General features: G+C 29.0%; 3 protein-coding genes. All 3 read left to right on the top strand.

Going from position 1 to position 18,808, the window contains the following annotated elements; translation table 11 throughout:
• Positions 1–23 precede the first annotated feature (23 nt).
• Positions 24–1,958 carry a cyclic peptide export ABC transporter gene (locus ACMFBB_RS15320; RefSeq protein ID WP_435261617.1) on the top strand — a complete coding sequence of 645 codons (1,935 nt, stop codon included), beginning with the start codon at positions 24–26 and terminating at the stop codon, positions 1,956–1,958.
• Positions 1,959–1,997: 39 nt separating this feature from the next.
• Positions 1,998–4,388, top strand: a complete 2,391-nt coding sequence (locus ACMFBB_RS15325; protein WP_435261618.1) for an ABC transporter permease — start codon at positions 1,998–2,000, stop codon at positions 4,386–4,388.
• A gap of 154 nt (positions 4,389–4,542) precedes the next feature.
• Positions 4,543–18,759 carry an amino acid adenylation domain-containing protein gene (locus ACMFBB_RS15330; protein WP_435261619.1) on the top strand — a complete coding sequence of 4,739 codons (14,217 nt, stop codon included), beginning with the start codon at positions 4,543–4,545 and terminating at the stop codon, positions 18,757–18,759.
• Positions 18,760–18,808 lie beyond the last annotated feature (49 nt).

Here is an 18,808-nt window from a genome sequence, read left to right on the forward strand (position 1 = left end):
AATAAAATCTTAAATTAATTAAAATGGAAATTATAGCAAAAGTATCGTATATAGCCAATAGTATAATGGCTTTAATAGGAGTTTTATATTTGGGGCTGGTGGTGTACCAAAAGATGAAGAAAAAAAGAATTTTTCTTTTTACTGGAAAAAATATATTGAATTATTTTTTAGGGTTTTTAGTTGTTGTACCAGTATTGGCAGTTTTATACACAATACCTTTAGCTTTTTATGATCCTAATTTTTGGTCAGAAGGAGCGTCTCAGTATTTAGAAGCTAGAAAAGAAGTTCTTAGTTTAGGGATTGGGATTTTATGTTTTTATGCAGGATTAAGAGCGTCAATTTTTATGCCTCATAAAAATGAGTATTATAATATTACTCCAAAACTACTATTCTTGAGTTTGTTTCCAGGCATAGCTAGTGCAATTAACGTAATGATTATAAGTAAATTTCTTACTAATGATTATGAAGCAAAATACCTTTTGTTATTTTTTGCTATGAATACTTTAATTTATGTAGTAACCACTAGAATTAGTAAAAGGGAAACTGTTAATCTTGGGATTTTAACAGCTCATAAGTTTAATCTTTTAATAATAGATAAAATTTTTAAAACACCTTACAGAAAGCAAGAACAAGTAAAGGAGGGTAAAATGCATACCATACTGAATGATGATATTAGAACAATTTTTTCTTTTTCACAAGATATAATTATGACATATACCAATGTGATAACTTTGATTGTAGTTCAGGTTTATTTATTTACTATTGATTGGGTTAGTTCATTAGCACTTTTAGGAATCATAGTTTTTATAATGGGGTTTCTTGCTATGCTAGTACCACGACTTAATAAAACAGGGAATATAGCAAGGGAAAGGAGAGAAGAGTATACTAGCTTTATATCTGGACTAATAAAAGGGTTTAAAGAGTTGGTTTTACATAAGGTTAAGATAGGGCAATATAAAAAAGATATGGAAAGATCTAGTAGGAAGTCATATGCTGCAAGTCGTGACTATGCTAATGTAGGAATTGATGCAAATGTGTTTTCAGAATTATCTTTTACTGTAGCTATGGGGGCATCATGCTTACTTTTTCCATTAATTTTTAATTTAGATAAAGAAGTAGTTACAGCCTATGTTTTGGTAGTCTTATTTTTATGGGGACCAATTACAATAATCTTAAACGGATTACCTCAAGTAGTTAGTCTTAAAGTATCATTGGATAGAATTAAAGCATTTATAAAAGACGCAGAAATAGAAGAAGCAACTTCTATTGAAGTTATGGATAGAAATGAAATTCCTTTTGTTAAAAGTATTGAAGTTAAAGATGTATGTTTTAGTTATGAAAACGAAAAGGAAAATACAAATTATGGTATAGGACCAATAAATTTCAAGGCGAATAAAGGTGAGTTAGTTTTTATAATTGGTGGAAATGGTAGTGGAAAAACTACCTTCTTAAAACTGTTAACAGGTCTTTATAAACCAAACTCAGGGAATATTTTTATAAATGAGATGAAAACAAGTAGGAAAATGTTAGGAGAGTGTTTTTCGGTTATTTATAGTGATTTTTATTTGTTTAAAAAATTGTATGATCTTAAAGAAGATAGGCTTAATCAGGTAAATGAATGGTTGAATGTACTACAATTATCGGATAAAGTAACCATTGAGAATGGAGTTTTTAGTACCATAGATTTATCAAAAGGACAGCGTAAACGCTTAAGTATTTTGAAGTCTTATTTAGAAGATAGACCTGTTTACTTTTTTGATGAAGTAGCAGCAGATTTAGACCCTGGATTTAGAGATTTCTTTTATAATGATTTGTTAGTGAAATTAAGAGAAGAAGGGAAAATACTAATTATCATTTCTCATGATGATAAATATTTTAGTTTGGCAGATAGCATTTACAAAATGGATATGGGGCAATTAACTCATCAAACAAAAGAAACATTAGTATTATTCGAGTAGTATTAATCAATAGAAAATTTCATTTTAAATTTTAAAACTATGCTAAAACTTAATTTTTTACTAGTGCTTAGAGAAATTAAAAAAGATAAAAAATCTTTTTTAATCAATATTTTAGGGGCTTCAGTAGGTCTTACTACTATTATATTAATGTCATTATATGTTTTTTATGAAAAAAACTATGATAGTTTTAATGAGAATAATGATAGGTTGTATAGAGTAGAAAGGGTTGTAAACGATAAAGTACAAAATCAAATATTTGACTCAACACCTTTTGAATTATCAAAAGAAATTAAATCTTCTTTTCCTGAGATTGAACACTCAGTAAGTGCAAAGTATACAAGTAATTTTCTAGCTATTGGAGATAAATTATATCCTAGACAAGAAGGTATATTGGCAAATAATGATTTCTTAAAGATGTTTAGTTTTCAGTTTGTTTCTGGAAATCGATTTAAAGCCTTAGAAAGACCTATGAGTATCGTGATATCTGAGTCTCTAGGGAAAAAATTATTTCCAAATGGAGATGTGCTAGGAAAAACTATAAAGATAAACAAGAAGCATATTTTAAATGTAACTGGTGTTTTCAAAGATTATCCGAAAAATTCCCATTTCAAAATGGAATATATTATTTCTTTTAATTCGCTAAAAGAACTTTATGATTCAGAAATGGAAAAAGGTTGGGGAGAAAGTTATGTTTCTACTTATATTTTGTTGGATAAGAATGCAAATGTTGATAGGTTATCTAATAAAATAAAAAACCTTTTAGCAAAGCATAATGATTTTAAGGATGGCATTACTCAAACTCTAAATCTTAGACCTGTAGAAGATATTTATCTAAAAACATTAGGTGTCAGAAATGATTCTATGGGAGGTAGAAGAAATACGATGATTATCATTAACTTGTTTATAATAATTGTCTTTTTTACAGCTTTTATAACAATAGTCAATTATATCAATATGACTACCACAAAATTGATAAATAGAGAGTTAGAAATAGGGATGAAAAAAGTTTTAGGAATCTCTAAAAGACAATTACAAGCACAATTTATATTGGAGTCGTTAGTTAAGGTTATCAGTGTTATAATAGTATCAAGTGTATTGGTGATTATTTTACTCCCTGTTTTTAATTCTGTTGTTTCTAGGGAACTTTCATTTGTATTTAGAGGAAGTTGGTTATTTATTTTAAAGATTTTATTTTTTAGTGTGTTTTTTGGTATAGTCGCAGGTTTATATCCTGTGTTTTATTTATCATCATTAAAAATCACATCCTTTCTTCAAGGAAATACCTCTATTAAACGTAGGAGAGGTCTACGTAAAGGGTTAGTGTTTTTTCAGTTATTCGTTACAATTCCATTAATTGTTCTTTCGTATTATATTGTTTCACAAATTAATTATTTGAAAGAAAAAGATCTTGGTTTTAATAAGAAAAATGTATTAACAACTTGGGTAAAGATATCTGACAGTAAGGATTTAAATCGTGTAGAGGTTGTGAAAAATACATTGCTTGAAAATCCTAATGTTTTGAACTATTCTATTTCAGAATGTGCTCCGTTTTTAGGGTTTGGAGACGAGAAAAAAGTAAATTGGGAAGGAAATAAAACTGATGATAAGGCTAGTTTAACCACATATGGAGTAGATTATGATTTTATAGATGTATTTAAGATGAAAATGAAGGAAGGGAGATGGTTTTCTAAAGAGTACTCTACAGATAAACAGAGCTCATGTGTAATAAATGAAACAGCAGTTTCGCTTTTAGGGTGGGATAACCCAATAGGAAAAACGCTTGATAATGGAAAGATTAAAGTTATTGGAGTGGTTAAAGATTTTGATCAGGTTTCGTTAACACTTAAAATCCCTCCTCTGATGTTAAACATGAATTCAGATGATAAAAAATATTTTGTAATAGGGATAAAAGTAAATGATAATAATAAAGCAGAAACTAGGGGTTTAATTAATAAAACTTTCAATTCACATTTTCCAGAAAAACCAATAGAATTTGGGTTTTTAGAAGATGGTATGGATGCAGGTTATATGTCTGCGCTTGAAAATGTAATGAGAATGTTTATGCTTGCTTCTATTATTTCGATTTTATTAGTAATTGTTGGTCTCTATACATTAATATCATTTTCTTTAAAAATGCAAAAGAGAATGATAGCAATGCATAAAATTTTAGGAGCAACAAAAAGAGAATTGTTTAAACTTATTTTAAAAGAATATGTTATACTCTACGCATTAGCAGCAACATTAGGATTAATATTAACATATTTTTTGATACTTCAATTTTCTCAGATAGGTGCTTATAGTGTTAGTATTAATCCTGTAGCCTTTATAATAGTTGTTTTAACTACTTTTTTAATTGTATTATTTACAATAAGTGGAAAAATATGGTCTGCCTCTTCAGAAAATCCAATTAAGGCTATTACACTTGAATAGAAACATAAATTAAGCTTAACTCTTAAGCTTTTTGGAAGTAACGAACTGTTGATATATAAAGCATCAATGAGTGAGGTATTGTTGGGGTATCTTGTCTTGATTTACTGCTATGTCAATTATCGATATACTTTTCATTAATTATTATTTACAAATCATGAAAAACCAAAATAAACCTATAGATTCTAAGGGGATGGGATGTCGATTTTCAGACTCAAATTCTTCATCACAAATAAATGATATAAAATATAAGTTAAAAAAAGAAGATCATTTTATTTTTCCTATTTGTGCAACAAGTAATGAAGCTTTAAAAGAGTTAACGTTAAAGTATAGAGATTTTATTGAGGATGAAGAAAATGCTTTTCCACAAATACTAAGTAATGTAATATATAGGAAGTCATTAGATCGAGGAAGATTGGCAATTGTAGCTTCATCCAAGCAAGAATTATTAGAAAAGATGAAGTCATTTGGAGAAGATGTTCTTTTGGAAGGAGTATCTATGGGAAGCTCAGAGCCTGAAAATCCAAGTATAGTTTTTGTGTACAACGGAATGGGGTTAGAATGGTGGAATATGGGACGAGAGCTTATGGATACAGAACCTCTTTTTAATAAGGTTGTTAAAGAATGTGATGTTGAATTTAAAAAGATTTCTGGTTGGTCAATTTTAGAAGAAATGCAAAAGCCAGAGAAGGTATCTAAAATTAAAGAGTCATATATAGCCCAGCCAGCTAATTTTGTTATTCAAATAGCACTAACTAGATTGCTTGAGCATTATGGAATTTCACCGGATGCAGTTGTAGGTCATAGTTTAGGAGAGGTCGCATCAACATATATTTCAGGAGCTTTAACATTACAAGAAGCTTTATTAGTAAGTTATCATAAAAGTAGATTGGAATATACTACTTCAGGAGCTGGGAGTATGCTTGCTGTTGGGATTTCTGAAGCAGAAGTTAAAGATACAATAAAAGGATATAATGATGTTTTCATAGCGGCAATTAATAGTCCAAAATCAGTGACTTTAGTTGGTAGAAAAGATACCATACAAAAGTTAGAAGAACTATACAAAACTATGGATGTGTTTCATCATCTTTTGGATATATCAGGTACATTTCATAGTTCTTTGATGTTACCAATTAAAGAGGAATTACTAGCGTGTTTGAAAAATATTGAAGGGAAAAAAACAACAATAGATTTGTATTCTACAGTAACTGGAGACAAAATTTCAGGAAAAAAGATAGATAAAGATTATTGGTGGAAAAATGTTTGTGAACCTGTTCGTTTCGCTGAAGCAATAGGTGCTTTAGCGAGAGATAAACATACTGTTTATATTGAAGTTAGTCCCCATCCAGGGTTAAAGAATAATATGAAAGAATGTTTAAACTATGATGATTCATATTCATTTTTAGAAACGTTAAATAGAAAAACAACAGAACAGCTTAACTTTTTTGAAAATTTATCGGTCCTTTTTACGTTAGGTTTCGAATTAAATTGGGAAAGATGGATAGATAAATTACCATTTATGGTATTACCTTCTTATTCATGGAAAGAAAATCATAATAGCAATGGGGTAAGTATACCTGTTGAGAGAAGAATAGGAAAGAAGGAAGGTGTGTTTTTAAATAAACAATATACTAAGGTAAATGAAAATATAGATAACAATTCTTATTCAACTCCAGCTTCAGAAACAGAATATACATTAGTTAAAATATGGCAAGATTTTTTTAAGTTAGAGAATATAGGAACAGAAGCTAATTTTTACCATTTGGGAGGAACCTCAATAGAGATGACTCAGTTAGCAAGGAAAATTGAAGAAGGTTTTGGTATTACTATAGATGTTAGAAGGCTGTTTACTTGTGTTGATTTTAAAGACCAAGTGAAATTGATTGAAAACTCTAAAGGAAAATTATTATCTAAAGTTAAAAAAGGATTGGTAAAGGAAAATTATCCTTTGTATACAACTCAACAAAGATTATTTGCATTATATGAGTCTGACAATCAGTCTTTAGCGTACAATATTCCTGTAGCTTTACAAGTAAATGGTATTTTGAATATTGAAAGATGTGAAAATGTTTTTAAAGAAATAATTAATAGGCATGAAGCATTAAGAACTTCATTTGATATTTTTGATGGGATTCCAGTGCAAAAAATTCACAATGATTTTGATTTTGAAATTGATATAGTTAATGATGGAGATTCATCAGAACTGGTTAAAAAACACATCAAGCCTTTTAATTTAAGCAACCCTCCATTACTAAGGGTTTTAGCTTGTAAAAAAGGTAATGTTTTCACAAAAATTATTTTAGATGTTCATCATATTGTATTAGATGGTGCTTCTTTAGAAGTTTTAATACGCGAATTTAACCAGTTATATAATCAAGAATCGATAGAGCCTCTAAAGTTTCAGTATAGAGATTTTATTGAATGGAATACTGAAAAAATCAACGGTTTAGATTTAGAGTCTCAAAAAGAGTTTTGGATGAGACAATATGCTGAACATGTTGAGCCTATCAATTTACCAATTGATCCACAAAGTAAAAAACATGAAATATTTGACGGTGATTCTGTAATCTTCGATCTTAATGAAGAAGAAGAAAGTAAACTTCGTGAATTATGTAAAAAAGAAAAAGCTACAATGTCTAGTGTTACATTGGCTATATTCTATGTTTTGTTATCTAGATTAACGAATAGTGAGGATATTGTTATTGGAACCTCTTCTCTTGGAAGATGGGATAAAGAGTTTAAAGATTTAATTGGTTTATTTATTGACGCATTGCCTATAAGGTCTAATCCATCTAAGAACCTTAAGTTTTCTGATTTCTTACAAAGTATTAAAGTAAATGTTTTAAGTTGTATAGAAAATGGAGATTATTCTTTTGAAGAGTTATATAAAGAGTTGAAACTTGAAAAAAATTCAAATAGTAATTCTCTATATAATATTGCTTTTGAATATTATAATTTTGATTGGGGCAACGCTACATCTTCAGATCTAAATTTATCAATTGACTCTATTCAAGATAATTTGGTTTCTAAATTTCCATTAGTGCTTAGAATAATTGAAACAGAGCAAGGATGTAAATTTCATTTAGATTACTCTTTAAATTCATTTAGTAGAGAAAGTGTTGAGCGTTTTAGAAATTATTATAAAGAGATTATTAAAAGTGTAATTGAAGATAATTCAATTGTATTAAAGGATATTCAAATTCTTCCAGAAGTTGAGATTAGTCAACAATTAAATGATTTTAATGTCACAAGTTTGGAGTATGAAGGCGATAAAACAATTATAGAACTATTTTCATCACAAGTGAAAAATAACCCTGATAAAATAGCGTTACTTTTTAATGGGGAAAGTTTGTCTTATAATGAGTTAGATAAGCGTTCAACACAGCTTGCTAGATATATCAATAAAAAAGATAATGAACAATCATTATTGGTTGGTCTTTGTGTAGATAGTTCTATAGATATGATTGTAGGTATTCTAGGAATATTAAAATCAGGTAGAGGTTATGTCCCAATAGATGCTACGTATCCAATGAGTAGAATTAATCATATGATCGAAGATTCTGGTCTAGAATTAATTGTGACTCAAAAATCGTATTCAGAGCTATTTGCAGATGTTGAAAATATATTATTAGATGTAGATAAAGATTTAATAAGAAAGGAATCAATAGGAGAGATCGTTGTATCTAAGTTTAATAATTTAGCTTATGTTATTTATACTTCAGGAAGTACAGGACAGCCTAAAGGAGTTTTAGTAAATCATCAAAATGTTATTAAGTTAGTTAAGGAAACAGGACCTATTTCTGTGAAACAAACAGACAAAGTATTACAATGGTCAAATGTAGCTTTTGATGGCTCTGTATTCGATATATTTTGCAGTTTGTTAAATGGAGCTACATTGTGTTTAATCGATAAAACAGTTTCTTCAGATGTAAAAATTTTATCAAAAATTATAAAAGATTATGAAATAACTATAACCTTTTTTACTACGGCATTATTTAATGTTTTTGTAGATACTGAAGTTGAAGGGTTATCATCTTTACGAAAAATAGTAATTGGAGGAGAGAAAATATCTATAAAACATATTCAAAAAGCATATGATGTACTAGGGCCAAGTAAAATGGTAAATGGTTATGGGCCTACTGAAACCACCGTTTTTGCTATTAGTCATTCGTTTGATAAAAGGCCTGTTAATAACGTACCTATAGGTAAGCCACTAAATAATACTAAAGCATATGTTCTTGATAATTCAGGTAATTTGTGTGGTATTGGAATTACAGGAGAACTCCACATAGCAGGAGATGGAGTCTCTATGGGGTATCTTAATGATACAGAAAAAACAAATGCTAAGTTCATAGATAATCCATACGAAGTAGGATCACATTTATATAAAACAGGAGACTTGGTAAAATGGTTACCTGATGGGAATCTTGATTTTGTAGGTAGAAAAGATAATCAGATAAAATTAAGAGGCTTTCGAATAGAATTATCAGAGATAGAGTTTCAACTAGATGCTATAGATGAGGTGAAAAATAGTGTTGTATTGATGAAAGAAATTGGAGTTAAAAAGTGTTTAGTAGCGTATTATAAGTCAAAAGAAGCTATTGATACTTCAATACTGCGTGACTCTTTATCTGAAAATCTTCCAGAATATATGTTGCCTTCTTTTTATGTTCATTTAGTAGATTTTCCTCTTACACCTAATGGAAAAGTAAATCGAAAAGCACTGCCAGTGCCAACTGTAATTAGAGAAGATGAATATTTAGCGCCAACTAATGAAATAGAACATAAATTAGTAGCTATTTGGGCTGATGTATTGAATATAGATAAAGAAGTAATAAGTATTAATAGTAATTTTTTCAATTGTGGTGGAGATTCATTAAATGTAATTTTTCTAAGTAATAAAATAAATAAGGAATTTGGTGTTAAAACATCTGTTAGAGACATTATTGGAAATCCTAATATTCAATATATAGAAGGCCTTATTTCTAGATCTTCAAAAGTAGATTATGTATCAATTCCTGCTTCCGAAAAAAGAGAGTTTTATCCTTTGTCTTCTTCTCAGAAAAGAATGTATTATTTATACGAGTATAATAAAGATACTATAGAGTATAATGTACCTATGATAGTAACTTTAAAAGGTAGTATAGATAGAAAAAGGTTGAGGTTAGCTTTTGAGCAATTGATTAAAAGACACGAAAGTTTAAGAACAATATTTGAGGTTTTTGAAGGTAAATTAGTGCAACGAATTTTATCAGATGTAGAATTTAATATTTCTACCATAGAAAAAGTAAAAAGTGTTCAAGAAGTTTTAGAAAGGTTTTTAAAGCCTTTCAATTTAAGTAAGTCTCCATTATTTAGAATTGGAGTAGCATCTATTTCAGAATACGAACATATTTTAATAATGGATACTCATCATATTCTTTCTGATGGAATTACAAATTCTATATTGACAAAAGAGCTTTTCTCATTATATGATCAAAAAGATTTACCAGAGCTTAAAATACAATATAAAGATTTTGCAGTTTGGGAACAAGGTGAAGAGTATCAAAAAGAAGTAGTTAAACATAAGGAGTATTGGTTGAATAGATTTTCTAAAAAAACTACAACACTCGAACTACCTTATGATTTTCCAAGGTCTAAAAAATTTAATATCGAAGGTAAACATCATACTTTAGAATTGAATGAAAATTATGCGAATGGATTGAAAAATATTTCTAAATCTGAAGGGGTAACAGTGTATACCGTACTTCTAACTTTTTTCAATGTGTTATTATATAAGTTAACAGATCAAAATGATATAGTAATTGGTACTGCTGTTTCAGGAAGGTCTCATGTTGATTTAGAACCTATAACTGGTTTTTTTGTTAATACAATAGCATCAAGAAATAATCTTGAAGGAGATTTAACTTTTAGAGACCTTTTATTAAAAGTTCAAAAAAATAATTTAGCAGATTTCGAGCATCAATTATATCCTTATGAGGATTTAGTAGAAACATTGAACATAGAAAGAGTTTCAGGTAGAAATCCATTATTTGATGTAATATTAGGTTATCAGCCAATCAAAGATGAATCTTTATTAGAGAGTTCAGATCTGCAAGCAGAATTGTATGAAGATTTATTTTCTCAGGCAAAATTTGATATTTTATTTACAATTTTAGATTTTAATAGCAGGCTAAAATTAAATATTACATATAGAGATGAATTATTTAAATCAGATACGATTGCTCGTTTCATGTCTTATTTTTTAAACATTATAGATCAAGTATTTTTAGATAGTTCAGTTTTAATTAAGGATATAAATGTTTTATCACAAGAGGAAATAGCTCAACAATTGATTAGTTTTAATAAAACTGATTTAGAATATAATAAAAGTAATACCATTTTTGATCTTTTTTCAACCCAGGTTAAAGATTATCCTAATAAGATAGCATTGGTTTTTGAGGGCAAGAAATTGACTTATAAAGAATTGGATGAGCGTTCTAATAAACTAGCGAGACATATTAATAAAGTTGATGTAAATAAATCTCCATTAATTGGTGTTTGTGTAGATCGATCGATTGAAATGATTATTGGTATTTTAGGTATTTTAAAGTCAGGCAGGGGGTATGTACCTATCGATACTTCATATTCAACCAATAGAATATCAAGTATTATAGAAGATGCAGGTTTAAAAATAATACTAACAAATAATGAAGTTCTTAATTCTTTTGAGGAAACGAAGCAAATTTTTTTAAACAAAGAAATGGACGCAATTAATGAACATTCTAGTAATAGTCTTTTTAATGAGGTTTCACCTAATGATATAGCTTCTGTTATTTATAAGTCTGACGTTACTAATTGCTCAAAAGGAGTGATTGTGCCCCATAGAAACATTGTGAAACTTACACAGGAAAAAGGAGCTACCAAAATATTAGCTGATGATCGTATACTTCAATTTTCAAATGTAGCTTTTGAAGGTTCTGTATTTGATATTTTTAGTAGTTTACTTAATGGTGCTACACTATATTTAATTAATCAAAAAACTACTACAGACATAGAAAAGCTTTCAGGTGTAATTAAAGATAATAAAATATCTTTGGCCTTTTTAACTACAGCCATTTTCAATGTTTTTGTAGATGAAAAAGTAGAAGGCTTGTTACCACTTCGTAAATTATTCTTTGGAGGAGAGAAAGCTTCTTTGAAACATGTTCAAAAAGCATACGATATTTTAGGTTCTGGAAAGCTAGTGAATTGTTACGGATCTTCGGAAGTTACGGTTCATGCAACATGTTATAATGTAGATGAAAGACCAGTAAGTAATGTGCTAATAGGTAAATCAGTAATGAATTCTAAAGCATATGTGTTGAACTCTGATATGGGGTTAAGTGGTGTTGGAATTATTGGTGAACTTTATATTGGAGGAGATAGTTTAAGTTTAGGCTATCTTAACGATAAAGAAAAGACAAGCATTAGTTTTCTAGAAAACCCATTTGAACCTAAATCATATATTTATAAGACTGGAGATTTGGTAAAGAGATTATCCGATGGTAGTATAGAGTTTGTCGAAAAAAGAGATAATCAGTTAACATTAAGAGGCCATTTAATAGAACTTTCAACCATTAAGTTTCATCTAAATACCCATAGTAAAATACTTAATTGTATTATTTTGGTAAAAGAAACGGATGGAGTAAAAGAGTTAATTGCATATTACCAATCTGTAGAGCCAATAAAGGATTCAGGTTTAAGTGAATATTTACATTCACTTCTGCCAGATTATATGGTGCCAGCTCATTATGTATTTATGGAAAGTTTTCCTTATACATCTACAGGTAAAATAGACCAAAAGTCACTTTTAGAAATAGAGATTAATAAAGAAGAAATTAAAGAAATAAGTGGTGAAACAGAAAATAAACTTATTAAAATTTGGTCAGAAATACTTAACCTACAACCAGATACAATAGGTGTAAATAGCAACTTTTTTGAATTAGGAGGAGCTTCTCTTAAGATGATTTTTTTAATTAATAATATTAAAAATGAGTTTGGTGTAGAAGTACCATTAAAAGAAATTTTAATAAATCCTACTATCAAACATATATGTAAGTTGATTCAGGATTCAGATACTATTAAGTATTCGTCTATACCAACTGTAAATGATAGAAATTACTACCCATTATCATCAACTCAAAAGAGAATGTATTATGGAAATGAATTTGATAAAGATTCTATAGCTTACAATGCACCTATATTTTTGACAGTTAAAGGAGCATTAGATATTAGTAAATTGGAGTATGCTTTTAACAAAATAGTCAAACAACATGAGAGTTTGAGGACTGTTTTTGAGTTTGTTAAAGGAGATTTAAAGCAAAAAGTACTCCAGGAATTTATGTTTTCTATAGACGTTCTTCAAAAGAGTGAAAATCCAAACAAAGCAATAAGAAACTTTATAAAACCATTTGACTTAGGTAAGCTTCCTTTAATTAGAGCCGGTATAATTCCGGTAACAAAAAATGAGCATATACTTATAATTGATTGTCACCATATTGTATCTGATGGAGTTTCAACAGGTGTGTTATTAAGTGATTTAATGTCTATTTACGAAGATAAAGCATTAGAGGAGCCAAAAATTCAATATAGAGATTATGTAATTTGGCAATTGTCTGATGAAAGGCAAGGGGTGATTAATAAAGATAAGGAGTATTGGGTAAAACAATTTGATGAGTTGCCAGCTCCTCTTGAGTTACCTTTTGATTATCCAAAATCTGAAAATACAAAAAAGACAGGAAGACAAGCTCGATTATTTTTAGACGATGTAAAAGCAAAAAAGTTAGTGGATTTTGCTCAAGAAGAAAACACAACTTTATTTATTGTATTACTTACTATTTATAATTTATTTTTAGCTAAACTTAGTAATCAAGAAGAGATAGTAATAGGGTCATCTGTATCAGGAAGGTCACATTCAGATTTAGATGGAGTTGTAGGTGCTTTTATAAATTTATTAGTTCTTAAAAACTACCCAAAAGCAGAAAAATCATTCGTAGAGTTTTTACAAGAGGTAAGCGAAAAAACGGTAGAGGCTTATGACCATCAAGAGTATGCCTATGAAGATTTAGTTATGGCTCTTAAAAATGATTATTCAGATAGAGATTCTTTGTTTAATGTAATGTTTGAGTACATGAAATTAGACGAGTTAAATACCTATAGTAAGGGGTTGTCCATAGAAAAATATAATTATGATTATAACGTAACTAAGTTTGATTTTACCCTAAGGGCTTATGAGCTAGAAGGAGGTTTAGAGATAAATTTAGAATATAATACTAGTCTCTTTAAGAAGACTACTATTGATAGATTTGAGAAGTATTTTGAAAAGATAATAGATGAAGTACTTCTAAACCCAAAAACTAAAATTAAGAATATTAATATGCTTCCTAATAGGGAAGTAGAGATGTTAAAAAACACTTTTAATGATACGAAGTTAGTTTTTGATAATAATGATAGTTTAGTCTCAATGTTTGAAAAAAATGTTGCATTAAATCCAAATCAAATAGCGATTTCTCACGAAGGAAAAACATTAACATATAAAGAATTGGATGAAGAGTCGAATAAAGTAGCTAATTATTTGGTTTCAGAAGGAGTAATACCTAATGTAGTAGGGCTACTGATTAATCGCTCTTTAGATATGATAATAGGTATGTGGGGAGCTTTAAAAGTGGGAGCAGGATATTTACCATTAGATCCTACACTTCCAGAAGAACGTATACGTTATATGCTAAATCAGAGTAGGGCAACTTTTTTACTTACTCAAGAAGAGTATATAGAGGCGTATTCGGCATATCTTCCTGTACAATCCATTGATTCTTCAGAAATTTATACCCAAAGTGCTTGTAGTGTATCTTTTAAAACTGAAGCTAGAGATTTAGCTTATTGTATTTTTACTTCAGGTTCTACAGGTAATCCTAAGGGGGTAATGATAAGTCATGGTAACGTAATGAACTTAGTTAAAGGTTTAGAAGAAAGAGTATATAAACCTTATAAAAATCAGACATTACGAGTAGCTTTATTAGCATCTTACGCTTTTGATGCTTCAGTGCAACAAATTTTTACAGCACTATTGTTAGGGCACAGTCTTTATATAACGAGTGATGAAATTAGAAAAGATGGTGCTAAGTTATTAGAGTTTTATAATAGAAACGAAATAGATGTAACAGATGGTACTCCAACACACTTAAGATTATTGGTAGATTCTTTAGAAAAAGATGCTGAGTTAAAAAAATTATCAAGTTGGTTAATAGCAGGAGAAACATTATCAAAAGAATTGGTTAGTAAATTTTATGCTAGTTTAGGAGAAAAAACTCAATTGTATAATTTTTATGGACCAACTGAGACTTGTGTAGATTCGACTTCTTATAAGATTAATCCAAGAGAAATTGAAAACTTAACAAGTGTCCCCATAGGAAAACCTTTACCAAATGAACGTGTTTATGTTACAGATAATCATGGAGCATTAGTTCCAGTTGGTGTGATAGGTGAGTTATGTATTGCAGGAGATGGATTAGCTCAGCGATATGTGGGTGACCAATCATTAACCACGGAGAAGTTTAATACAGAATTTATATCTCATGAACCCCGAGTATACAGAACTGGAGATATGGTAAGATGGTTACCAGATGGAAACTTAGAATTTCATGGAAGAAAAGATAATCAAGTTAAAATAAGAGGATATCGAATAGAATTAGGTGAAATTGAGAAACGACTGAATGCATACTCAAAAATTAAACACTCTGTAGTATTACTCAAAGAGTCTGAAGGAGAAAAACATATTGTAGCTTATTATCAATCTTCAGACAAAATAAAAGTTTCTGAATTAAGAGAATATTTAGGTAAGTTTTTACCAGATTATATGATTCCAAGTTATTTTGCATTTGTAGAAAAATTTGGACTTACTGTAAGTGGAAAAGTAGATAATAAGTCTTTGCCAGATTATACAACTTTACATGAAGATAAAAATATTGTTGCTCCATCTAATAAAATAGAACAAAAATTAGTGTCGTTTTATGCAAAAATACTTAATGTAGATAAGAATAAGGTAGGCAGTAATAGTAACTTTATTGAGTTGGGTGGACATTCTTTAAAAATGGTATATTTGGCAAATAACATTAAAAAAGAGTATTCTGTAAAAGTTTCTTTGAAACAGATTATAGAAAATCCTACTGTTAAGGATTTAGGGAATTTAGTAGCTCAATCTGTAACTGTAGATCATCTTCAAATTCCAGTTTCAGAGTTAAGAGAGTATTATCCTTTATCTTCTTCTCAAAAGCGAATGTATTTTGCCCATGAGTATAACAAAGAATCATTATCTTACAATGTTCCAACTGCAATTACATTAAAAGGTAGTCTAGATAAAGAAAAACTTGAAAGTTCTTTTGTTGAATTAATTAATCGACACGATAGTTTAAGAACAGAATTTGTAATGATAAATGGAGAACTTTCTCAGCGAGTTATGCCAGAAGTTAACTTTTCAATAAATGATTTAGCGTATGATAAAGACCTCGGAGGTGTCGTTAAAAATTTTATTGAGCCTTTTAATTTAAGTGAGGCTCCAATACTCAGAGTTGGACTTGTAACAATTTCTAAGGAAGAATATTTATTAATCATAGATTCTCATCATATTATTTCGGATGAAGTAACAAGTAATATAATTTTAAAAGAGCTATTCTCTATTTATAATGGAGATAAACTTCCAAAACTTCGAATACAATATAAAGATTTTGTTATGTGGCAAAATCAAAAAGAACAACAAAAGGAGATAGAAAAACATAAAAAGTATTGGTTAGATAAATTTTCTAAACAAGCACCAGTTTTAGAATTGCCGTATGATTATCCACGAACAGTTAAAAATGCAGATAATGGTGGGAATTTATTAATTAAGATAGATGGTGGTAAAGTTGAAAAGTTAAAGAAAATTGCACAAGATGAGGGCTTAACATTGTATAATTTATATTTATCCATGTATAATGTTTTATTGTATAAATTATCTAATCAGGAAGACATAGTTATAGGAACGCCAGTAGCAGGAAGACCTCATCACGATTTGGAAAGTATAGCAGGTGTTTTCATAAATACATTAGCAATTAGAAATCAATTTCAAGGAAGTGTAACCTTTAAGGAATTTGCTAAGCAAGTACAAAAAGGTAGTATAACAGATCTTGACCATCAATTATGTCCTTATGAAGATTTAGTAGATGAACTTAATTTAGAGAGAAGTTTAACTAGAAACCCTTTATTTGATGTAAGTTTCAATTTTGTAAAACAAGATTCTATCATTACAAGTAGTTCAAGTCTTAATGTTGAACTTTATGATATAGAGTATAATCAATCAAAGTTTGATCTTAACATGATTGTTGTTCAAAGAGAAGATGACAATTATATTTTTATAGAGTATGCCAAACAACTATTTAAGGAAAGTACTATCAAAAGATTTATGAGTTATTTTGATAAAATAATCGAAGCAGTTTGTGAAAGTAAAACTGTAAAGATTGCAAATATTGAAATACTAGAAGAAAAAGAAAATCAATTATTAAATTCATTTAGTCCTATGGTTAATTCAAATAAAGAAAACGATACAATAGTAAAAGTTTTTGAAAACCAGGTAAATAAAACTCCATTGGCAATAGCAATTAGGTATGGAGAAAAATCATATAATTATCAAGATTTAAATAAGAAAGCAAATCAATTAGCAAGAAGTTTACAACAAAATTTTGGAATTAGTAAAGGGGAAGTTGTAGGAGTTTTGTTACCTAAGTCAGATGAAGCTATTATATCTATTTTAGCAGTACTTAAACTTGGAGCTGTATACTTACCAATAGATACTAAATATCCATTAGAAAGAATAAATTATATTATTGAAAATAGTGGTTTAAGAGTTTTAATTAACAATACTAAAACTATAGATAAAAAAGTGGTTGCAGATTGTGTTGTAAATTATGATTCATTAAATTATACAAATGAAGAATTAACTAATCTTAACACTAATATTACTTCTAACGATTTAGCGTACGTTATTTATACATCTGGTTCTACAGGAAAGCCAAAAGGGGTTATGATTGAACATGGAAGTAACGTAAACATGTCAACAGATATAGTAAAGCAGTTGAATGTAAATGATAGAGATACTATTTTGTGGTTTGCCTCAATAGCCTTTGATGCTTCTGTATATGAAATTATGATGGCATTATACAGTGGAGCTACATTAGTAATACCTGAAGATAAAGATATAACTGATATTACACGTTTTTGTAAGTTAGCTTCTAAAACCAATACCACAATTGTTACATTACCTCCAAGTTATTTAGAAACATTACCTCTTGACGAGTTAGATACATTGAGAATAATTACCACAGCTGGAGAAGCTGCAAATCCTAAAAAAGCAATTGAAGTTATTAAAACAGGAATTAGATATTTTAATGCTTATGGACCAACTGAATGTGCAGTTTGTACTTCAATTTATGAAGTGTTTAGAGGAGATGCAGGTTTAACTAACATCCCAATAGGGAAACCTATAGCAAATACTGAAATGGTTATTCTAGACAAGGATTTAAAGCAAGTTCCTATAGGAGTAAAAGGTACGATTTACATAGCAGGTAAGGGAGTAGGAAGAGGATATGTTAATAATGCAGAATTAACAAGTAAAAGCTTTGTTACTGTTTCTTATAAAGGAATAGACAAAAGGTTTTATAATTCAGGAGACATAGGTGAATGGACTGAAAATGGTTTAATAGTATTTCATGGAAGAAAAGATAATCAAGTTAAATTACGAGGTTATCGAATTGAGCTTGGAGAAATTGAAGGAACATTATCAGCTATAAAAGGAATTCGAAATAATCATGTTGTTGTAAAAGATATAGAAGGGAATAAGGAACTAGTTGCTTTTTATATTGCTGAAGAAGGAATAAATGAGACCAAAATAGAAGATGAATTATCAAAATTAATTCCAGAGTATATGGTTCCAAAGTCTTGGGTTAAATTAGATGAGTTTCCTCTTACAATTAATGGTAAGATAGATACCAAGAAACTTCTTCAGTTAGATGTAAAGAGTGCAAATGATTATGTTGCTCCATCTAATGATATTGAGAAGAAAATTACTCAAATTTGGTCTAAAACATTGAATATTGATGAAAGCAAAATTAGTGTGTTAGATGATTTCTTTGATCATGGTGGAAATTCACTTATTGCTATACAGTTACTTACAGCTATTAATAAAAACTATGGAATTCAGCTTGAATTGCAAGAAGTATTTAAGTTGAAAACCATACGTGGTTTATCAGAATTAATTGATCTTGAGGTATGGGTTAATGATGATGAGAAAAAGGATCTTGAATATGACGAAACAGTTATATAGTAGTTAGTAAAATGTCGAGGGTAATTATACGGTATATAAAGATTCTTAT

The organism is Tenacibaculum sp. nBUS_03 (assembly GCF_051201695.1).
Taxonomy (GTDB): Bacteria; Bacteroidota; Bacteroidia; order Flavobacteriales; family Flavobacteriaceae; genus Polaribacter.